At 47.8% G+C, this 19,824-nt stretch carries 18 protein-coding genes and 4 tRNA genes; 8 read left to right on the top strand and 14 right to left on the bottom strand.

Annotated features, from left to right (window positions below; all coding sequences use genetic code 11):
* Positions 1 to 458: 458 nt before the first annotated feature.
* The 4 genes from FTU69_RS12615 to FTU69_RS12605 all read left to right on the top strand — a co-directional run bounded on the left by FTU69_RS12615 (position 459) and on the right by FTU69_RS12605 (position 2,628).
* Positions 459 to 842 carry a YfiR family protein gene (locus tag FTU69_RS12615; protein ID WP_257223648.1) on the top strand — a complete coding sequence of 128 codons (384 nt, stop codon included), beginning with the start codon at positions 459 to 461 and terminating at the stop codon, positions 840 to 842.
* Between the two features lie 70 nt (positions 843 to 912).
* The gene (locus FTU69_RS14820) at positions 913 to 1,056 is read left to right on the top strand and encodes a hypothetical protein (protein ID WP_016658668.1); all 144 of its coding nucleotides are present in this window, start codon (positions 913 to 915) and stop codon (positions 1,054 to 1,056) included.
* Positions 1,053 to 2,141, top strand: coding sequence for a sensor domain-containing diguanylate cyclase (locus FTU69_RS12610; RefSeq protein ID WP_168381532.1), 1,089 nt, complete (start codon positions 1,053 to 1,055; stop codon positions 2,139 to 2,141). The genes FTU69_RS14820 and FTU69_RS12610 overlap by 4 nt, the downstream gene beginning before the upstream one ends.
* Before the next feature lie 7 nt (positions 2,142 to 2,148).
* Positions 2,149 to 2,628: an OmpA family protein gene (locus tag FTU69_RS12605; protein ID WP_168370024.1), complete on the top strand. Its 480-nt coding sequence runs from the start codon at positions 2,149 to 2,151 to the stop codon at positions 2,626 to 2,628.
* Between the two features lie 133 nt (positions 2,629 to 2,761).
* On the opposite strand, the gene FTU69_RS12600 is transcribed toward FTU69_RS12605, so the two are convergent.
* The 8 genes from FTU69_RS12600 to secA all read right to left on the bottom strand — a co-directional run bounded on the left by FTU69_RS12600 (position 2,762) and on the right by secA (position 9,136).
* Positions 2,762 to 2,838: transfer RNA gene (locus FTU69_RS12600), tRNA-Pro, on the bottom strand.
* Positions 2,839 to 2,856: 18 nt separating this feature from the next.
* Positions 2,857 to 2,932 (bottom strand) — tRNA-His (locus tag FTU69_RS12595).
* Positions 2,933 to 2,966: 34 nt separating this feature from the next.
* Positions 2,967 to 3,043, bottom strand: a tRNA-Arg gene (locus FTU69_RS12590).
* 41 nt (positions 3,044 to 3,084) lie between these two features.
* A tRNA-Pro gene (locus tag FTU69_RS12585) sits at positions 3,085 to 3,161 on the bottom strand.
* Between the two features lie 154 nt (positions 3,162 to 3,315).
* Entirely contained in the window at positions 3,316 to 4,383 is a 1,068-nt protein-coding gene (gene nadA / locus FTU69_RS12580; protein ID WP_016658665.1) for a quinolinate synthase NadA, read from the bottom strand.
* Positions 4,384 to 4,527: 144 nt separating this feature from the next.
* Positions 4,528 to 5,748, bottom strand: coding sequence for a bifunctional glutamate N-acetyltransferase/amino-acid acetyltransferase ArgJ (argJ, locus tag FTU69_RS12575; RefSeq protein WP_016658664.1), 1,221 nt, complete (start codon positions 5,746 to 5,748; stop codon positions 4,528 to 4,530).
* 160 nt (positions 5,749 to 5,908) lie between these two features.
* Complete coding sequence (locus tag FTU69_RS12570; RefSeq protein ID WP_005179954.1) at positions 5,909 to 6,262, bottom strand: hypothetical protein; 354 nt, start codon at positions 6,260 to 6,262, stop codon at positions 5,909 to 5,911.
* A gap of 156 nt (positions 6,263 to 6,418) precedes the next feature.
* On the bottom strand, positions 6,419 to 9,136 hold the full coding sequence (gene secA, locus FTU69_RS12565; protein WP_005179958.1) for a preprotein translocase subunit SecA: 2,718 nt from the start codon (positions 9,134 to 9,136) through the stop codon (positions 6,419 to 6,421).
* Positions 9,137 to 9,475: 339 nt separating this feature from the next.
* Between secA and FTU69_RS12560 the strand changes: the two genes are divergently transcribed.
* Positions 9,476 to 10,117 carry a peroxiredoxin gene (locus FTU69_RS12560; protein ID WP_005179960.1) on the top strand — a complete coding sequence of 214 codons (642 nt, stop codon included), beginning with the start codon at positions 9,476 to 9,478 and terminating at the stop codon, positions 10,115 to 10,117.
* Positions 10,118 to 10,252: 135 nt separating this feature from the next.
* A complete protein-coding gene (locus tag FTU69_RS12555) occupies positions 10,253 to 10,834 on the top strand; it encodes a dual specificity protein phosphatase family protein (RefSeq protein ID WP_180088776.1) in 582 nt (193 codons plus the stop codon).
* Between the two features lie 33 nt (positions 10,835 to 10,867).
* Here FTU69_RS12555 and FTU69_RS12550 read toward each other — a convergent pair whose 3' ends face one another.
* Genes FTU69_RS12550 through trpA form a run of 4 tightly spaced genes read right to left on the bottom strand, consistent with a single transcriptional unit; the run spans position 10,868 to position 14,881 of the window.
* Positions 10,868 to 11,908: an SPOR domain-containing protein gene (locus tag FTU69_RS12550; protein WP_180103979.1), complete on the bottom strand. Its 1,041-nt coding sequence runs from the start codon at positions 11,906 to 11,908 to the stop codon at positions 10,868 to 10,870.
* Positions 11,905 to 13,188, bottom strand: coding sequence for a bifunctional tetrahydrofolate synthase/dihydrofolate synthase (gene folC, locus FTU69_RS12545; RefSeq protein WP_180088780.1), 1,284 nt, complete (start codon positions 13,186 to 13,188; stop codon positions 11,905 to 11,907). The genes FTU69_RS12550 and folC overlap by 4 nt, the downstream gene beginning before the upstream one ends.
* Entirely contained in the window at positions 13,185 to 14,081 is an 897-nt protein-coding gene (accD, locus tag FTU69_RS12540; protein WP_005179967.1) for an acetyl-CoA carboxylase, carboxyltransferase subunit beta, read from the bottom strand. Before accD ends, folC begins: the two co-directional genes overlap by 4 nt.
* Entirely contained in the window at positions 14,078 to 14,881 is an 804-nt protein-coding gene (gene trpA, locus FTU69_RS12535; protein ID WP_180088782.1) for a tryptophan synthase subunit alpha, read from the bottom strand. The genes accD and trpA overlap by 4 nt, the downstream gene beginning before the upstream one ends.
* A 364-nt stretch (positions 14,882 to 15,245) precedes the next feature.
* Here trpA and FTU69_RS12530 point away from each other — a divergent pair, with 364 nt between their 5' ends.
* A complete protein-coding gene (locus tag FTU69_RS12530; protein WP_163145459.1) occupies positions 15,246 to 16,577 on the top strand; it encodes a Na+/H+ antiporter NhaC family protein in 1,332 nt (443 codons plus the stop codon).
* An 11-nt stretch (positions 16,578 to 16,588) separates the two neighbouring features.
* Here FTU69_RS12530 and FTU69_RS12525 read toward each other — a convergent pair whose 3' ends face one another.
* A complete protein-coding gene (locus FTU69_RS12525; RefSeq protein WP_160241008.1) occupies positions 16,589 to 17,674 on the bottom strand; it encodes an AraC family transcriptional regulator in 1,086 nt (361 codons plus the stop codon).
* 120 nt (positions 17,675 to 17,794) lie between these two features.
* Between FTU69_RS12525 and FTU69_RS12520 the strand changes: the two genes are divergently transcribed.
* A complete protein-coding gene (locus FTU69_RS12520; RefSeq protein ID WP_168397002.1) occupies positions 17,795 to 18,673 on the top strand; it encodes a metal-dependent hydrolase in 879 nt (292 codons plus the stop codon).
* Positions 18,674 to 18,772: 99 nt separating this feature from the next.
* Here FTU69_RS12520 and FTU69_RS12515 read toward each other — a convergent pair whose 3' ends face one another.
* On the bottom strand, positions 18,773 to 19,765 hold the full coding sequence (locus FTU69_RS12515) for a DUF2804 domain-containing protein (RefSeq protein ID WP_005179978.1): 993 nt from the start codon (positions 19,763 to 19,765) through the stop codon (positions 18,773 to 18,775).
* Positions 19,766 to 19,824 lie beyond the last annotated feature (59 nt).

Here is a 19,824-nt window from a genome sequence, read left to right as displayed (position 1 = left end):
ATTAATCAACCAGTAAAAATCCACACAAGTTGTTCTTCATAATCTCTTAATGATCTTCTCGATGCTTCGTCAGCATCAAGCTAGGTCGGCTATATTACTCTCTATTTTTAGAAAGTCAACATGCAATATTGATTTTATTTCTAAACTTACCACCTAAACCAGAACTCAACTATTTTAGCTAAATCCTTGTTTATCAACAAGTTTTTATCAACATCACCGCCGATGGATGTGCATTATAGAGCAAATAAAACCTGACGCAACCCCTATTTTTAATTATTTTGGGAAATATATCTTAACTGTATTTTTTATGACCAATTTCAGGTTTTTCAGTTTATTTTTTATCCTTTTCTTTCATTTTTATTTTAGTTAGACTGCGGCCATAATTTTATTTTTAATTTTTTATAAAAATGCCTTCTCTCCCCTTACACAAAACACTGTGTTTTTTGCTGTGTTTATTTTTGCACCCTGCCCATGCCAATAGCCCAACCACTGGTGCACCGCAAATGGTGTATGCCATTTTAAGTTATGCCAAATGGGAGCAAAACACGCCGAATATTTGTATTGTGAATAATCCAGCGCTAGCACAACAATTTAAAAGCCAGCGTAGCACACAGCATGTTTATAAAATCAGCCCACTACAATTAGACGATTTAAAACAGACCAGTTGTCAGGCCATTGTCTTTTCCAACCTAAGCCCACATGAAGAACAGAATATTCTGAACAGTACAGTGCGTTATCCCGCCTTAAGCATTAGCACCACCAATTCAGCCTGTGAGCTGGGCAGCGTCTTTTGCCTTTACCAGAAGAAAAATCAGCAGTATTCATTTAGGGTGAATATGTAAAGTCTGACGCAATCGCAGGTACATATTGACCCCCGGGTATTATTACTGGGTAAAAACGGGGGCCTAAAGCATGAATAAGCCCAAAGCAGTATCGCTACGACCTATTTTCCGTTCGTACCAGCTGGTGATTTTTATTCTGACCTTTGGTTTATGCCTAGGTATTTTTTGTGTGGTGTCTAATTACACCCTGGAAGTTATGCCAAACAGAGTTTGAGTATTTTATCCGGTTCTCTGGCAGAGCGGATTCAGCCCGCTGTGGTCTTTCATGACACCTATACAATTCAGAAGATTCTGACTGAATATGCCGAGCAATATCCGATTCATTCGATTCAAGTCATCGCAACCAATGGTGAGGTCCTGTCGACCATTCATCATCATCAAAATGCGTTACCGTTTATTCAGTATTTACTGGACTGGCTGTATTTTCGTGAGCCAGTGACAGTCGAGATTCAGCATCAGCAGCAAAATTTTGGACAACTGGTGGTCTATGGCAATGCCTCAACCCATGTCAGTTTTTTCTATACCATTCTACTGGCGCTGACCATTAGCTTTATTTTACTGCTGGCCTTACTGTTCTGGTCGGCAAATGCGGTTTACCGACATTTGATGAAAGCGGTCAATCCGCTGGTACAGACCACCCAGACCATCAGCACCAATAAAAATTATCAGCTACGCCTGCCCTCGTCTGAAATTTCTGAGTTTCAGGAAATTAATCGCGTGGTAAATGAACTGCTGGACAAAATTGAAGCCTCAACCCGGGCCCTGCAACATGAAAATCATCAATTGTCGCATCAGGCCCGTCATGATGGACTGACCCAACTTCCTAATCGTGAATATTTCCATCAAATGCTGGCACAGAGTTTTGCCCAAGGTACGCAAGACAGCATTGCCCTGCTGTTTATTGATAACGATAACTTTAAAGAAATTAATGATCGCCACGGCCATGCCGCCGGTGATGCCGTGCTGCTGGAAATGGCCAAACGCTTGCGCCAAGCGTTAAACCAGCATGATTTTGTGTCCCGCCTCGGTGGTGATGAGTTCGCAATTATTGTAAAAAATATTGAAGATCATCATGATTTAATTAGAATAAGTGAAAATTTACTCCACTGCTGTCGCCAGCCTTTAATTTTTAATCATCATCCTATTTATTTCAGTTTTAGTATTGGCATCGCACTCGCGCAGTCAGCATCATCTCCTGAAATGCTGATCAATAATGCAGATATGGCCATGTATAAGGCCAAGCAGCTCGCACAACACTGGTACATTTTTGCAGAGCACGGGCGCATGGCCAAAGGTTAGTTTATTCATGTTAAAACATATTTTTAAAACTGCTTGTCTGCTGCTTGCACTGACTACCCTCAGTGCCTGCATGAGTCTGGGGCAGCTCAATTACAAACAGGCCCGCATGCTCAAGCAGGAAGGTTTTAGCCTGACCAGCGAGGGCTGGAGCTTAGGCCTACCAGAAAAACTGCTGTTCGGTTTTGATCAGGCCGAGATCCAGGCGCATAACCAGCAAGCCTTACAGCAACTCTCGAGCAAGTTACTGAAATATAAACTAGATAAAGTCAAAATTATTGGACATAGCGACAATGTCGGCGACCTGACCTATAACCTGAAGCTGTCCGGAGAACGCGCTGAAAATGTCGCACAGATTTTTATGCAACAAGGTTTTCGACCAAACCATTTACCGGTAATTCCTCGCGGTGCAGAACAACCACTGGTGCCCAATACCTCTCCTGAAAACCGGGCGATGAACCGGCGTGTAAATGTGGTGATTGTGCCTTAAGTATTTTGCCACTTTGTAGAACTAGCCTCTTGCAGAGGCTTTTTTTATGGGGAGATTTGATCCGCAGACTCAAATTTCAGGCATAAAAAAACCGCTTAACGCGGTATCTTTTATCTTTCAACTTTAGGGAAATTGGTCGGAGCAGTAGGATTCGAACCTACGACCCCCTGGTCCCAAACCAGGTGCACTACCAGGCTGTGCTATGCTCCGATATTCAACTTTAAAAGTTGGGGTGAATGACGGGATTCGAACCCGCGACAACTGGAATCACAATCCAGGGCTCTACCAACTGAGCTACATCCACCATCAATTAGTTCTACAATACCAAGCCACCAAAATGGCGCGCCTGACAGGATTCGAACCTGTGACCATCCGCTTAGAAGGCGGATGCTCTATCCAACTGAGCTACAAGCGCTTAACCGATGATACCAAAAACACATCGTTGCCTTGAGAAATTGGTCGGAGCAGTAGGATTCGAACCTACGACCCCCTGGTCCCAAACCAGGTGCACTACCAGGCTGTGCTATGCTCCGTTTCATCTCAGCTTTTCGTGTATCGCACATCGTGCGGTACGGTGTGCATTCTAGGCGCGACGCCCGTGGACGTCAACACCTATCTTTAAAAAAATATGAAAAATCTCTTCAACCGCTTATTTATCAAGCATTTTAGACATTTTTCAATCAATTTTTAGCGTTTTAGCTGCGCACTGAAGTTTAACATGCGATCGAGCGGTAATTTGGCGCGTTCTGCCAGCGTAGGATCAACAAAAATTTCCTGATCACCCTGCTGTAAAACCTGCAAAATCCCATCTAGTTCGTTCATAGCCATCCACGGGCAATGCGCGCATGAACGACAGGTCGCGCCTTCACCGGCGGTCGGCGCTTCCACCAGAATCTTGTTCGGTACCGCCTGCTGCATTTTGTAGAAAATCCCGCGGTCGGTCGCCACAATTAAACGCTCATGTGGCAAAGTCTGGGCAGCCTTGATCAATTGCGAGGTACTGCCGACTGCATCAGCAATATCCACCACCGATTCTGGTGATTCTGGATGCACCAGCACCGCTGCATCCGGATAAAGCGCTTTCATTTGTGCAATCCCGCGGGCACGGAATTCTTCATGCACGATACAGGCACCATCCCAGAGTAGCATGTCTGCGCCCGTTTTTTTCTGGATATAACGACCCAAATGCTGATCCGGTGCCCAGATAATTTTTTCACCCAGGCTATCGAGATGCTCGACAATTTCAACCGCACAGCTTGAGGTTACCACCCAGTCGGCACGGGCTTTCACAGCAGCCGAGGTGTTGGCATACACCACTACGGTATGATCAGGATGGGCATCGCAGAATTGGGTAAATTCATCTACCGGGCAGCCCAGGTCGAGTGAACAGGTGGCTTCCAGCGTCGGCATCAGCACTGTTTTCTCAGGTGACAGGATTTTGGCGGTTTCGCCCATAAATTTCACCCCGGCCACCACCAAGGTTGACGCTGCATGATCACGACCAAAACGTGCCATTTCCAGTGAATCCGATACACAACCACCCGTCAGCTCTGCCAGCTCTTGCACTTCAGGATCGCAATAATAGTGTGCCACCAGTACTGCATCACGTTTTTTAAGTTCGGCCTGAATTAAGGCAAATTTGGCCTGCTTGGCTTCTTCAGTTAAATGATTTTCTTTCGGTTCACCCAAACGGTCTAAATGCGCCTGCACAATCGACTTTGCTTCATTGGCAATTAAATTGGTCGCATCATTCATAACAGCGTCTTCTCTATCGAAATGCTTGTTTGCACAAGCAGTTACATCAGCAATTGGTCAGTGTCAGTGCTTGACCAATCATTAAAAATACAGCGTTGTAAAAAAGCCTCACAACGGAGGCTTTTTCAGAAATACATCAGGGACTTAAGAACGGTAGTCTGCATTAATCTTGACATAATCATAAGATAAATCGCAGGTATAGACGGTATCTTGAGCCTGGCCACGACCTAAATCTACACGAATGGTCATTTCCTGCTGCGCCATGACACGTGCGCCGGCTTCTTCGGTATAGTCCGCTGCGGCGCCGCCATCTTTACAGATTTGTACATCATCTAACCAAACCTGAATTTTTTCAACGTCTAAATTTGGCACGCCCGCATAACCAATGGCCGCCAGAATACGGCCCCAGTTTGGATCTGAGGCAAAAATAGCGGTTTTTACTAGCGGTGAATGAGCAATACTGTAAGCAATATCGCAACATTCCTGGGTATTTTGTCCACCTTCGACTGCAACGGTAATAAATTTGGTCGCGCCTTCACCATCACGCACAATCAGCTGCGCCAGACGTGTCATCACCCGGGTTAAAACCTCTAATACTACGGCATAACGCGGATCTTCGGTCGAGCTGATTTCTGTACCACCGGCTTGGCCAGTTGCAATGAAGATACAGGAGTCATTGGTTGAGGTATCGCCATCGACAGTGATGCGGTTAAACGAGACATTAACCGTACTACTCAACAGTTGCTGTACCAGTTCACGGCTGATTGGAGCATCAGTGGCCACATAACCAAGCATGGTCGCCATATTCGGGCGAATCATGCCGGCACCTTTAGAAATACCGGTCATGGTATAAGTGATGCCATCCAGTTCAAACTGTTCAGATGCACCTTTCGGTGTGGTGTCTGTGGTCATAATACCGCGAGCAGCATCGTCCCAGGCATCAGCACGCAAGCTGTCTAGGGCCGGTTGTAAACCCGCAGTTAAACGCTCAATTGGTAACTGCTCGCCAATCACACCGGTAGAAAATGGCAATACTTCGGCGGTCTGTACACCTGCCAGTTCAGCCAGCTTGGCACAGGTTGCTGCTGCATTTTGCATACCGGTTTTACCGGTTCCGGCATTGGCATTGCCGGTGTTAATCACTAAATAACGTGGATTACCCGCCTGCAGATGCGCTTTACAGATATGCACAGGCGCTGCACAAAAGGCGTTTTGGGTAAACACACCGGCGACATTGGCACCTTCGGCCAGTTCAAAAATAACAAGGTCACGTCGGTTCTTATAACGAACATAGGCTTCTGCTGTCCCAATTCTCACCCCTTTGACCACATGCATCTGTGGCATAGAAACGTCACCTACTGCCATTTTTAAAACGTCCAACCAGTTAATAATTCAGTGTGCACAGCTTAGAACAAAATCAGGAAAAAATCGAGCAGAACCCATCATCCACAAAATTGTGGCCAGACTCAACTGCCGTGCAATAAAAAACCAGCCCGCAGGCTGGTTAGTGTTGTGTGCTTGATCCTTAGTTTTTGGCCAGTTGCGCAGCTTCGTTTAATAAAGCCTGTTTGGCTTTTTGCTGGCTTTCTGCAGACAGGGCCGGGTTAGAAGCAACAATGCGGTCGGCATTGGCAGCATTGGCCGGAGCAATGGCTGCAGTCTGGAGCACAATCGGACGTTTATTCGGGTTGGCAAAGGTATAACGGATACCGGTACGTGGGCTTGCAACCGTCACCTGGTCATTATTGACCACTGCTTGGGTGGTGCTTACACCGACTGCGGCCTGTACTTTTGCCGGCGTGGTGGTTTGGGTATTGGCAAAAGCCAAAGCAGGCGTTGCTAAAGCAACAATCAGTAAAGGTTGTAATACTTTTTTCATTGTGTTTTCCACTTTTCGGTGTGCAATGTGCAACTAAATACCATTTAATTTCCTGCACTGCAATCTGTATTCACATCTTGCAAAACTATTCAAACACTTAGCGGAATAAAAAAAGCAGAATCGAAATTCTGCTTTTTGCGAGATGTTTTGAATGGCTTAGATTTTACCGTGGCACTGCTTGTATTTCAGACCTGAACCACATGGACATGGCGAGTTACGGCTTGCCGGTGGCGTAAACACCGTTTCGGTTGGAGTCGTCTGCTGCGCATCGGCTTCGAAAGTTTCACCGGTCAGACTGTCCACATCGGCATGAGACAGATTCAGCTGCATCGCCTCGGCTTGTGCCTGTTTCTGTGCTTCAAGTTCAGCCAGCTCTTCAGCTGTTGGTACGTGTACGCGGGACAAGTCTGTCACCACATCAGACTTGATCACAGCGAGCATGTTCACAAACAGGTTAAAGGCTTCTTTCTTGTATTCCTGCTCCGGATTCTTTTGCGCATAACCACGTAAATGAATGCCTTGACGCAAGTAATCCATTGCCGCCAGATGGTCTTTCCAGTGACGATCCAGCGAGTTGAGCATAAAGTGACGCTCCAGCATCGCTGCAGATTCATCGCCCATTTGCTGACGGCGGCTGTTATAACGAGCCACCAGCTCATCAGAAATACGTTCGACCAGACCTTCTTCATCCAGACGGCGATCTTCTTCTAACCATTGGTTAATTGGCAGATCTAAAGCCAGATCTTCACGTAACGCCTGCTCCAGACCGTCAATATCCCACTGATCATGAATCGACTCTGGTGGTACATAGTTGGCAATCACGCCCTGAATCACTTCACGGTGCATTTCTTCGATGTAATCTTGCAATGAGTTTGCGGCAAGAATTTCATCACGCTGTGAGTAAATAATCTTACGCTGTTCATTGTTGACGTCATCGTATTTCAACAGGTTCTTACGGATATCAAAGTTACGTGCTTCAACTTTGCGCTGGGCATTTTCAATCGAACGCGACACCATTTTGTGTTCAATGGCTTCATCTTCTTTCAGGCCCATGGCACGCATCATGGCCACCACACGATCACCGGCGAAAATACGCATCAGGTCATCTTCAAGTGACAGATAGAAACGCGACACACCCGGGTCACCCTGACGACCGGCACGACCACGCAGCTGGTTATCAATACGGCGTGATTCATGGCGTTCAGAACCAATAATATGCAAACCGCCTGAGGCCAGTACCGCTTCGTGGTTCTGGTCCCATTCTTCTTTCAGACGTTGTTCATCTTCAGGTGTCGGGTTTTCAATTTTGGCCAGCAGAGCTTTCCAGTTACCACCGAGCAGAATATCGGTACCACGACCCGCCATGTTGGTGGCAATGGTCACCGCACGTGGTGCACCGGCTTGGGCAATAATATCGGCTTCACGTTCGTGCTGTTTGGCGTTCAGAACTTCGTGATGAATACCGGCCTCTTTCAGTTTGTCCGAGAGGATTTCTGAGGCTTCAATGGTGGCGGTACCAATCAGGATCGGCGCGACACCGGATTCCTGCACGCGCAGGATTTCCTGAATAATCGCATTGTATTTGCCTTCACGATTTAAATAGATTAAATCGTTATGGTCCTGACGGATCATTGGACGGTGGGTTGGAATAATTACCACATCCAGACCATAAATTTCTTTCATTTCTGCCGCTTCAGTATCGGCAGTACCGGTCATACCGGACAGTTTTTTGTACAGACGGAAGTAGTTCTGGAAGGTGGTGGTGGCCAGAGTCTGGTTTTCAGGCTGGATTTCCAGACCTTCTTTGGCTTCAACTGCCTGATGCAGACCTTCAGACCAGCGACGACCCGGCATGGTACGGCCGGTGTTTTCATCGACAATAATCACTTCACCATCATGGATGATGTAATGCACATTGCGCTGATACAGGAAATGGGCACGAATGGCCGCAGACACGTGATGTACCAGATTCAGGTTGGAAGCAGAATACAGGCTTTCCCCTTCTGCCAGCAGCCCCATCTGAATCAGCTCATTTTCTACGGTTTCATAACCGACTTCGGTCATTTCAACCGAACGCTGTTTTTCATCAATCCAGAAGTGACCGCCATCTGGCACTTTCTCTTCTTTTTGCGGATGCAGTTTAGGCGGAATGGTATTAATCGCCGCATACAGCTGTGATGAGTCTTCGCTCTGACCCGAGATAATCAGCGGGGTACGTGCTTCATCAATCAGGATCGAGTCGACTTCATCGATAATGGCATAGGTCAGGCCACGCTGCTTTTTCTCTGCCAGCGAGAACACCATGTTGTCACGCAAATAGTCGAAACCAAATTCGTTGTTGGTCCCGTAAGTAATATCGGCACGATAGGCTTGCGCTTTTTCGGTCGGGTCCTGCATCGAATAAATAATGCCGATGCTTAAACCCAGAAATTCAAAGAGTGGACGGTTGAGCTCGGCATCACGCTGTGCCAGGTAGTCGTTCACGGTAATCACGTGTACGCCTTCACCACTTAAGGCATTCAGGTAACAGGCCAAAGTCCCCATTAAGGTTTTACCTTCACCGGTACGCATTTCTGCAATTTTACCTTCGTGCAGGGTAATACCACCAATCAGCTGTACATCATAATGGCGCATGCCCATGACCCGTTTCCCGGCTTCACGGCAGACTGCAAACGCTTCTGGCAATAACTTATCTAGACTTTCGCCCTTGTTATATCGTTGTTTGAATTCTTCGGTTTTTGCAGATAAGTCTGCATCGCTTAAGGCTGATATCGTCGGCTCGAGCGCATTAATCTTGTCTACGATTTTACGCATGCGTTTGAGTTCGCGCTCATTTTTGGTACCGAAGATTCCTCCGATCAGACTTGCCAACATGAATAGACTCTCTAAATCTTGCTTGTCAAAAGAATAATTTGTTCTCAGTCGTTATTATGGTGCTAGAAATTTGAAGTACAAGGGTTTTACACACAACCCATCAAAAAATTCTGATGATTTCTATCCGTACAGCGAAGCTAAGGCAAAATAATGTAGCAAATTTTAATCAGATGATATAGTCAAAGCATGACAATATGACTGCATGTTTTTTCAGCATTTCATGCAACTACTTATTCCATATACTCATAAAGAATTACAAAAAAAGTATTTTCAATGCTAAAAGAATTGCGCCATAGTCAATTCCATCCCCCAATACAACAACGATATGAGGCAGTTAAAATGAGTTTACGATTAGGCGATACCGCACCCGACTTTACTCAGGAATCAAGCGAAGGCACCCTGAACTTTTATGAATTTCTGGGCGACAGCTGGGGCATCCTGTTTTCACATCCTGCCGACTACACCCCGGTCTGCACCACCGAACTGGGCTATACCGCAAAACTCAAACAGGAATTTGAAAAACGTGGCGTCAAGGCCATTGCCCTGTCGGTCGATGATGTCGAGTCACACAAAGGCTGGATTAATGACATTAACGAAACCCAGAACACCAGCGTGAATTTTCCGATTATTGCCGATCAGGACCGTAAAGTATCGACGCTATATGATTTTATCCATCCCAATGCCAGCGAAACCCTGACGGTACGCTCCCTGGTGATTATCGACCCGAATAAAAAAGTGCGTTTAATTATTACCTATCCGGCCTCTACCGGACGTAATTTCCATGAAATTTTACGCGTGGTCGATTCCCTGCAACTGACCGACAACTATAAAGTGGCCACCCCGGCCAACTGGCAAGAGGGTGAAGATGTGGTGATTGTGCCTTCACTGCAAGATGAAGCCGAATTAAAACAGCGCTTCCCGAAAGGCTATACCGCAGTAAAACCATACCTGCGTTTAACCCCGCAGCCGAATCGTGACTAAATAATCAATATCCGTTCATCTTCCTGTATGCCTGTCTTCGGACGGGCATTTTTCATGGTACAAGGTCAGCACCTCAGCCGTGCTACACTGGGATGGTCCAGCACAACCAATTTCAGCACAACCAATTAGAACACTATGCTCAAAAATCTGCTTGCCCTGGTCCTGACCTGTATTTGTTGCACGGGCTGCATGACCACACCGGCCTTATCTGAACAGCAACGCCCGAGTACCTGGGCTCAACCGCTGGATGCGCAGCACAATTTTTATCAGGTCAGCCCGATGCTGTTTCGTAGCGAACAGCCCGATCAGCAGCTGGCAACATTGTTACAACAGCATGAGATTGATGTGGTCATCAACTTGCGTCCCAAAGCGGCAGAGGCTAAACCGCTGCAGCAGCATGGATTGCAATCGGTGCATCTACCGATTCACACCTGGGCCATTGATCGGGAAGATTTATTGCAGGTGATGCAGCAGATTCAAAGCGCCCAAGCCCAACAGCAAAAAGTGCTGATTCATTGTTATCATGGTGCAGACCGGACCGGGGCCAGTGTGGCCATGTACCGGATTATATTTGAACACTGGCCGGTGGAACAGGCGCTGGCAGAAATGAAATATGGCGGCTTTGGCTTCCATCCGATCTGGGTCAATATTGATGCCTTATTTCGTCCTGAAAATATAAAATGGATTCGACAGCAGCTGTCGAATCTATCAGATTAAAACTAAGGGCAAAATGCCGAAGGATACTTACAACTAGTTCCGCTTGTCTAATGGCACCCAGTCAATCACCCAGGCCGATTTCATGTTCAGGCTGGCATCCGCCGCAATTTTCTTGCGTGCTGCATCGGCACTTTCACGGTCTTTAGATGGCCCCACCATAATCCGGATCCCTTTAGAGGTTGGACTCTTGGTGACTTTATAGCCCTTGGCTTTTAAGCGCGCAGCCAGTGCATCGGCATTGGCTTCATTGGCTGCCAGTGCCACCTGCACCATCCACTGTTTGCCATCATCTTCGCCTTCCAGCAGTTTACGTGCTTTCTCAGCTTCAGCTTTCTTTTTGGCTTCTTCTTCGGCTTTACGTTTGGCTTCTACCTGACGCTTTTCCTCAGCTTTACGCTTCTCTTCTGCGGCTTTCTGTTCTGCGGCTTTCTGTTCAGCAGCCTTGCGTTCCTGCTCGGCCTTGCGTTTGGCTTCTGCCTGACGTTTCTCTTCGGCTAAACGTTTTTCTTCCGCAGCTTTTTGTTCTGCTGCTTTTTTCTCGGCAGCAGTACGTTCCTGAGCCGCTTTCTGCTCGGCAGCTTTTTTGGCTTGAGCTGCTTTTTGCTGTTCCAGCTTTTTCTGGGCCGCCAGTTTTTCTTCAGCCAGACGTTTTTGTTTGGCCTGCTCATCTTCGACCAGTTCTGGCGGAATATTGTCGGAACTTTGCTGCTGGCCATTACGTAGCGCATTTAAGGCCGCATATTCTTCTGCAGCCTTACGTGCGGCTTCTGCTTCTGCCTGCTGCTGCATGGCCAGGAATTCAGCGGCACGTGCTTCCTGTTCAGCCACAGCTTTTTCACGGGCACGGCGCTGCTCTTCCAGCAGACGTTTTTCAGTTTCTACATCTACCGTTAACGGTTGTAGCTGAATCATTTCGGCTTCAGGCGCAGTATTTTGCTGTAACTGTTCGACCCGTTCTGGCGTTTTGACATTATTTTGATGTATTTCTTCTTGGCCTTTCAGGAGTAATGCTGCCAATAACACACCACCACCCAATAAAACAACGCCGCCCATCCAGCGCTGTTTGTTATTCATTGACATTCTTCCAAATACTCCCATACCGCTTCTAAGGTATGAAATGATCCACATACCAAAATCAGCTGATTATTGTTCGTTTCATCCAGCGCTGATTTAAAAGCTAATTGAACACTATCAAAGTGCTGTACTGTTTCGCCCTCAAAGGCCGCATCCAGTTGTGTGATGTCTGCCGCACGAGGAACATTTAATTGTGCAATTTTCCACATTAAAACATGTTCTTTCAATAAGGCAACGACAGAATTCACATCTTTATCGGCCAGCATGGAAAACACACTGATCACTTCGGTGTACTGTTTATTGTAATTTAAATAATTTCGCAATTGCTTTAACAAAAACTCTACACCGTGCGGATTGTGCCCGGCGTCAAAGATTACGGTCTTGCCGGCAATCTGGCGAATTTCAAAACGGCCCGGGAGCTGGGCCTGTTGGATGCCTTCGGCAATCGCCTGCTGCTGGATGTTCAGACCGCTAAGTAACACGGCGGCAACTGCGGTCGATATATTTTCCAGCGCCAGCGTGCCAAGCGGTAATTTCAAGGTGCTGCCACTGCTGGCAAATAACCAGGACTGGCCATCTGCAGCGGTGCGATAAAAATAATCACGATTGGCGACATGCAGCGGGGCCTGACACTGTGCTGCCTTGTCCTGAATGGCTTGCGGTAATTCCTGCACGCCGCCAAAGATCACCGGAATATTCGGGCGGATAATGCCGGCTTTTTCAAAGGCAATTTTTTCAATGGTATCGCCCAGCCAGTCGGTATGATCCAGCCCGATATTGGTAATCACGGCAACATCAGGATGTACCACATTGACCACATCCAGACGGCCGCCCAGGCCAACTTCCAGCACCCAGACATCACAGGCCTGCTGTTTAAAAATGACAAAAGCCGCCAGCGTGGTGGCTTCAAAAAACGATAAACTTAAATTGCAGTCGCGACGCGCCTGATCGACCTGTACAAAGGCCTCAATCAGTTGCTGGTCATCGACCTCGACGCCGCCCAGTTTGACCCGTTCATTAAAACGGTAAATATGCGGTGACTGATACAGCCCCACCTGATAACCCTGAGCATTTAAAATCGCGGCCAAAGTGGTGGTGGTGGAACCTTTGCCATTGGTACCCGCGACGGTAAACACTTTTGCGTCCGGGTGAGTGACGCCCAGCTTTTCAGCCACAGGAATCACCCGTTCCAGACCTAAATCAATCCCTGTAACGTGAACATGGCTCCAATAATTGAGCCATGTTTCTAAAGAGTCGGTTGCAAGTGGTGCTGTATTCAAGACAAATTCATCAGTTTCGTGACAATGCGATATACAGTATCACGTAATGCATGACGATGAACAATCTGATCGACCACACCATGATCAAGCAGGTATTCCGCGCGCTGGAACGGTTCATCCAGTTTTTCACGTACGGTTTGCTCAATTACACGTTTACCGGCAAAGCCAATCATGGCTTTTGGTTCCGCCAGATGAACATCACCCAACATTGCCAACGATGCCGTTACGCCACCATATACCGGATGGGTTAAGACCACGATATATGGTAAGCCCGCTTCTTTTAAACGCTGAATGGCTGCTGAAGTACGCGCCATCTGCATTAAAGACAGCATGCCTTCCTGCATACGCGCACCGCCCGATGCGGCAAAGCAGATTAACGGCTGACGTTGCTGAATGGCACGTTCCGCTGCAAGCACAAAACGGTCACCGACCACCGTGCCCATAGAGCCGCCCATAAAGTCAAATTCAAAGGCACAGGTGGTTACCGGCACGCCTTTTAATAAACCTTGCATGACCAGTAAAGCTTCAGTTTCACCGGTTTTCTTTTGTGCTTCGGCCATACGGTCCGGATACGGCTTGCTGTCCACAAATTTCAGTGGATCTTTGGCAGAAAATTCCTGACCCAGTTCGGCATCGACCTGATCGAGGAACCAGGTTAAACGGTCACGCGCTTTCATGCGTAAATGCTCGTCACATTGCGGGCAGACATAGGCATTGAAAGACATGGCTGTACGAGTCACCAGTGCATGACACTCCGGACATTCGATGGTTGGTTCAGTGAATGTCGCCTTTAAGGCTTGCTGCTCATCCGGTACATGAATTCCCGGTACGCCGCGTTCTGTCCACGGCGTAGTTGGGCTTAAGATTTTCCCTGGCTTGACTTCTTGACTCATACTAACTCATCGAGCGCGGCTCGAAGCTCCTTGACTTTATTAACCGTTTCAACCACGGCTTGTTCTGGTTCGAGGTTGGCAAACTGTTTTACGAAAGCACTGCCGACGATGACTGCATCTGCCACGGCACCCATGACTTTGGCAGATGCCGCATCACTGATACCGAAACCGACACCAACCGGTACATCGGTGACTGCCTTGATTTTCTCAATCCGCTGCGCCGCTTCAGAGACATCTAAAGTGGCTGCACCGGTCACGCCTTTGAGCGACACGTAGTAAATAAAGCCGCTGGCCTGTTTCACTACATGCTGGATACGCTCATCGGTAGAGGTTGGTGACAGCAGGAAAATCTGGTCCATATCGTACTGCTGTAAGATCTGGTCTAAATCGGCAGCTTCTTCTGGCGGCAGATCCACCAGCAAGACACCATCTACCCCACATTCATGCGCATAGGCGACAAACTTCTGGTAGCCAATGACCTCAACCGGGTTTAAATAACCCATGAGCACCACTGGTGTTTCCGTGTCTTTTTGGCGGAATTCCTTGACCATATTCAGTGCATCGAGGGTATTGGTTCCCCCTGCCAATGCACGTTCTGCAGCCAAGGCAATGACTGGACCATCGGCCATCGGGTCAGAGAATGGCAGTCCAAGCTCAATCACATCTACACCCGCCTCAACCATTTGATGTAACAGTGGTACCGTTACCTGTGGCTGTGGGTCACCTGCCATGACATAAGATACGAGGGCCTTACGTTGTTGAGATTTCAACTGTGCAAATCGGGTGGCTAAACGTGACATAGGGCTGTGCTTTCCTTGAATAATTCAAAACTGATAAGTTGCTATTGTCGAAATACAGGACATCGCATTGTAACGCTATTTTTTGCTCATTGAACAGAGCACAGCTGGTCGATGCCCGATTTCATCAGCAAAGCGCGAATTCCAGAACAACCCGAAAGCTACATTTACCGATATTTCGGTTTTTTTCTCAATGATCAAAGATGCCTAATTTCGCTATTCCCAGCAATCTCAAGCAGTTAGAAAAACCCAATGACTGAGCAAAAAAGATGATAAAAATAGGACAGTTAGCATTTACATTTAAAGTTTTCAGAAATAGCAAAAGCTGCTTTATACTAGCGCCGTTTTCAGACTTTTTCTTATTTCTATGATTTCCGACTCCCAGGCAAAAGTGCACGCTCGCGGGCTTGCGCTGTTGCCACTTATTGTATTTTTAGCCATTTTTTTAGGCAGTGGCATTTACCATTCCCTGATTGGGACCGAGTTTGCCTTCTATCAGGTCAAGGCGCCGGTGGCAGCCATTCCAGCCATTATCCTGGCATTATTGCTCTATCGTGGCCAGCTGAACCGGGCCATTGAAGAATTTTTGCAGGGCGCCAGCCATCCGAACCTGATTCTGATGTTTATGGTGTTTATGCTGGCCGGTGCCTTTGCCAGCACCAGTGGCGCCATTGGCAGTGTCAATGCCACGGTACAGCTGGGCCTGTCGATTATTCAGCCGGAATTTGTACTGCCGATGCTGTTTCTGATTTCAGCCTTTGTCGCCACCGCCATGGGCACTTCAATGGGCACCATTGCAGCCTGTGCGCCCATTGCCTTTGGTTTTTCCGAAGCCACGCAAATTGCCACGGTCTATACCATTGGTGCGGTGGTTGGCGGTGCCATGTTTGGCGATAACCTGTCGATGATTTCTGACACCACCATTGCCGCCACCAGCAGCCAGAAAGTACAGCTGCGTGACAAGTTCAAGGTCAATGTCTGGATTGCCGTACCGGCCGCGCTGATCACAGTGCTGATTTATATGCTGATCAACCAGAATACCCAGGCCATTGCCTATCAGGAGTATAACGCCTGGCTCATCTTGCCTTATGTGGCGGTGTTTGTGCTGGCCTTTTCCCGCCTGCATGTGCTGGCAGTGTTAACCATCGGGATTTTACTCTCGGCACTGATGGGACTGTTGATGCTGCCCGAGTTTGATCTGCTCAAGCTGAATGGCGCTATTTATGATGGCTTTGTCGGCATGTTTGAAGTGGCGTTGCTGTCGATGTTCCTGGGTGGCTTATCGGCCATTATGCAAAAAGAAGGTGGCCTGGAATGGCTGATTCAACGCATCTACAAGCTGACTCGCCTGTTTAAGGTTGGCGCGCAACGTGCTGGTGAGTTGGGGATTAGCTTTCTGGTGGTGTTTTCCAACCTGTTTGTGGCCAACAATACCGTGGCGATTATCCTGTCTGGAGATATGGCGCGGGAAGTGGCGCAGGAATATGGCGTCGATCCGAAACGCGCTGCCGCCCTGCTGGATATTTTCTCCTGCGTGGTACAGGGCCTGATTCCTTATGGCGCCCAGTTATTGCTGGCCTGCTCGATTGCCAAAATGTCACCGGTAGAGCTGATTGGCAGTGTCTATTATTGCTGGGTGCTGGCGATTTTTGCGATTGCCGCTATTGCCTTGCGTTTCCCTAAACTGCGCACGGCTTAAGACTGTACTTTTTAATTTTCCAAGCGGCTATTCAGCCGCTTTTTATTGGTGGTCTGTTGCTGACGCAGTACCCGCCGCCGCTCGGTTAAGGTCTGGCCGCAATGCGCTTTATAGGCACGCGCCAAAGCCGACTGATCGGAATAACCGAGCTGGCTGGCAATCTCGGTCAGACTCAGCTTTTGCGGTAACAGTAATTCACAACGTTTGATCCGCTCCATGTCCAGCAGCTGTTTAAATGAGGTCCCCAGTTCACTCAGTTGACGCTGCAAAGTGCGACTGGACATACACAGCTCGACAGCCAGCTCATCCAGCTTGGGTGCTTGTTGCTGCAGCCTTAAATAATCGGCAATCAAATGACGCAGCTTCTGGTCCAGCCCTTCCAGCAAAGGTTTGGCCGCCATCGCTTCTTCAGCCTGTTTTTTTAAAATCCCGATTAAAGTTGGATCAGGCTGCTGTGGTTGCAGCTGCAGGCTGTCGATGCTCAGCACCAGCTGATAATCCGGCTGATCAAACAACACTTCGCAGCCATAAAACTTTTGATATTGATACAGCGCCGTTTGCGGAGCATGGGCAAAATGAACCCGGCGCAAGGGAAAGTGTTCGGCCGCAAACATCTGCCGGGCCAGCTGCAGCATACAGGCAAAGGTGATTTCGTGAATCAGCGTGCTCTGATCCTGCGGATTCGGCCAAGACACAATCAGCAAATCATCCTGCTGCTGAATCTGCATGGGAACCGCTTCGTTAGCATCAATCACCAGCCGGCTAAACTGGGCAATATACTGCAAGGCCTCGGCCACGCTATTACTGCGCGAGGCCATATAGCCGAGCACACCAAAATGTTCCGGACGGATAAAACGCGCCAGTTCAAACACCAGATAGGCTGTGTTCAACTGCTGCCGGGTCTGTTCCAGCAGCGTAATAAAAGCCTGACAGGAAGATTGGCCATCAATCGGCAAACTCAGTACATGCTGCACATATTGCTGCAAGCTGTCTGACAGCTCGAGCTGTTGCGGCTGCACACCTTGTGCCTGCAGGTAGGACTGCCACAAGTGTACATAGCCGTTTGGAATCTGAATATCACTCGGGTAAGTTGTCATCCTGACATTTCTTATTTTCACTATGGCATAAAATGTATAAAAACTGGCAAGACTTGTCAAAACAAAGCCGCTAAAGCCCGACATACTGCAGATATGAACGACTAGATAAAGTAAAACAAGATGAATGCCATAGTCCAATATCAGGCGCAACCAGTGGTGCGCAGCAATCTCGACTTTAAGCTGGAACAGATTCCACGCTTCTGGTTTGGTGGAGATCCTTTTCTGACCCGCATGTTTGATGCCTTAAGCCTGACCTTTCCCGATGGGGAACGCTATTTTATTCAGTCGGTACGCTTGTACCGCGAGCAGATTCAGCAGCCAGAACTGCAGCAACGCGTGGCCGACTTTATCCGCCAGGAAGCCCAGCATGGCATCGCGCATGACAAAATGAACCAGCTAATGAAAAATCAGGGTATGCCGGTGGATCAGTTTATCCGCCAGCTCAACCGGATTTTTAAATTTGAACTGGAAAAACGCTCCCCGGAATATAATATTGCCACCACGGCAGCAGCCGAGCATCTGACCGCCCTCATGGCTGAAACCTTTTATGCCCATCGCTCGACGTTAGCTGAAGCACATCCGTATGTACGCGCCTTGTTTGCCTGGCATGCGATTGAAGAAATGGAACACCGCGATGTGGCCTTTGATGTAATGCGCGATGTGGCCCAAGTTTCTGAAGCGATGCGGCATTTTTCCCTAGTCTGGACCACGTTCCTGATGTTTGGTTTTACCATTTATCGGGCCAATATCATGTTAAAACAGGATGGCTTTAGTCTGTGGCAACGCCTGCAACTGAATGCCAAAGGTTTGCCGTGGTTCTTTGGCAAAAAAGGCACCTTAACCCGGATGGGCCGGCTATATAAAGACTGGTTTAAAAAAGATTTTCATCCCAGCCAGCATCCGATTATTGCCCAGTATGAGGTCTGGATTAACACCCTGGAACAGACCAATGATCCGATTCAGGCCGGTGAAGCCTTCTGGCAGGCGGCTAAAGATTAAAGAAGTTATGGTGGATTAAAAAAGCTGAATGTCAGGTTCAGCTTTTTTATTCGATGGATGAGCCGTAGCTTTTTGATGATCAGGATCAGCGACTAACAATTACCATTTGGCATAATGCTGTTCCAGCAAGGCATATTCATTCAGGAACACAATTTCCTGATCATCCTGCACAATGGTGCCGCTGACTTTGGCCTGCCACTGGCTAAACTGGCTGCCCACCAGGCGCAGGTTCAGATTTTCATAACGGCGCCAGCCGGTGGTCACGGTTAAATTCAGGCTTTGATCCAGCGAGACAATATTCCACTGGTTATCTGACTGCTGCTCAAATAACACATCTGCCAGTGGATACAGGCGGCCATTGACCCACAGGCAGTTTTCATTGCCAAAGCTTTCATTGACGCCAGAAGCCAGATTAATGCCGACCCGCTTGTTCTGGGCATCCCAGAAATTACAAGACAGCCAGAACCAGGCCGTTTCCGGTCGTAAAAAACCACAAGTATCATCCAGAGAAACAAAAGTTTTGTCATGAAACTGGATGGTTTGTCCCTGTTTGTTGATAAAAAAACCTTCACAGCCGAGCGTGGTCAGCTTTTGGGTATAGGTCCAGCCATTAATCCCATTCGGACTGCACATGCTTAATGGATCAGTGCCGGCACAGAAAATTCGCGCACTCAGACGCAGTTCGCCGTATTTAGTCACCCGGATATAACGCACTCCATTGGCATGCTGAATATCCAGCTGATAACCGGCTTTATGAAAATGACTATGGTTAAACAGCGGCTGCTCGTCCAGCACCGTATGCCGGGCCAAAAAACTGATCGCATCCCATTCCAGCACTTCACCGGTCAAATGATTGTAGATATAAACAAAACCATGCCCGGCCCAAGCAATATCAACAATGGCCAGGCCGATGGTGTAGTGCTCATGCTGAATACAACAAAATTTAAACTTTTTATATTTTAATCGTTTACGCCAACCAGACAGCACATCACCATAGGGGCTTTTATATTGATAATGATGGTATTGGATACTGGTCGGTAATTGCTTAAAACGTCCGTAACGTGGCTGTCCATTCTGTTGTATTAAATCCATGTACGACATTCCATGTGGTTTGAGACACTGTAGCTACCGCTTTATTATGCCTATAAAAT

Source organism: Acinetobacter sp. YH12134 (assembly GCF_013418555.1).
Taxonomy (GTDB): domain Bacteria; phylum Pseudomonadota; class Gammaproteobacteria; order Pseudomonadales; family Moraxellaceae; genus Acinetobacter; species Acinetobacter indicus.
The sequence above is the reverse complement of the archived record's forward strand: the minus strand, read 5'-3'. Positions and strand labels throughout refer to the sequence as shown.

Coding starts and splice junctions, on each gene's coding strand:
- FTU69_RS14820 (WP_016658668.1), top strand. CDS start 913: ATGAATAAGCCCAAAGCAGTATCGCTACGACCTATTTTCCGTTCGTAC.
- FTU69_RS12605 (WP_168370024.1), top strand. CDS start 2,149: ATGTTAAAACATATTTTTAAAACTGCTTGTCTGCTGCTTGCACTGACT.
- nadA (WP_016658665.1), bottom strand. CDS start 4,383: ATGAATGATGCGACCAATTTAATTGCCAATGAAGCAAAGTCGATTGTG.
- argJ (WP_016658664.1), bottom strand. CDS start 5,748: ATGGCAGTAGGTGACGTTTCTATGCCACAGATGCATGTGGTCAAAGGG.
- FTU69_RS12570 (WP_005179954.1), bottom strand. CDS start 6,262: ATGAAAAAAGTATTACAACCTTTACTGATTGTTGCTTTAGCAACGCCT.
- secA (WP_005179958.1), bottom strand. CDS start 9,136: ATGTTGGCAAGTCTGATCGGAGGAATCTTCGGTACCAAAAATGAGCGC.
- FTU69_RS12560 (WP_005179960.1), top strand. CDS start 9,476: ATGAGTTTACGATTAGGCGATACCGCACCCGACTTTACTCAGGAATCA.
- FTU69_RS12555 (WP_180088776.1), top strand. CDS start 10,253: ATGCTCAAAAATCTGCTTGCCCTGGTCCTGACCTGTATTTGTTGCACG.
- FTU69_RS12550 (WP_180103979.1), bottom strand. CDS start 11,908: ATGAATAACAAACAGCGCTGGATGGGCGGCGTTGTTTTATTGGGTGGT.
- accD (WP_005179967.1), bottom strand. CDS start 14,081: ATGAGTCAAGAAGTCAAGCCAGGGAAAATCTTAAGCCCAACTACGCCG.
- trpA (WP_180088782.1), bottom strand. CDS start 14,881: ATGTCACGTTTAGCCACCCGATTTGCACAGTTGAAATCTCAACAACGT.
- FTU69_RS12530 (WP_163145459.1), top strand. CDS start 15,246: ATGATTTCCGACTCCCAGGCAAAAGTGCACGCTCGCGGGCTTGCGCTG.
- FTU69_RS12525 (WP_160241008.1), bottom strand. CDS start 17,674: ATGACAACTTACCCGAGTGATATTCAGATTCCAAACGGCTATGTACAC.
- FTU69_RS12520 (WP_168397002.1), top strand. CDS start 17,795: ATGAATGCCATAGTCCAATATCAGGCGCAACCAGTGGTGCGCAGCAAT.
- FTU69_RS12515 (WP_005179978.1), bottom strand. CDS start 19,765: ATGGATTTAATACAACAGAATGGACAGCCACGTTACGGACGTTTTAAG.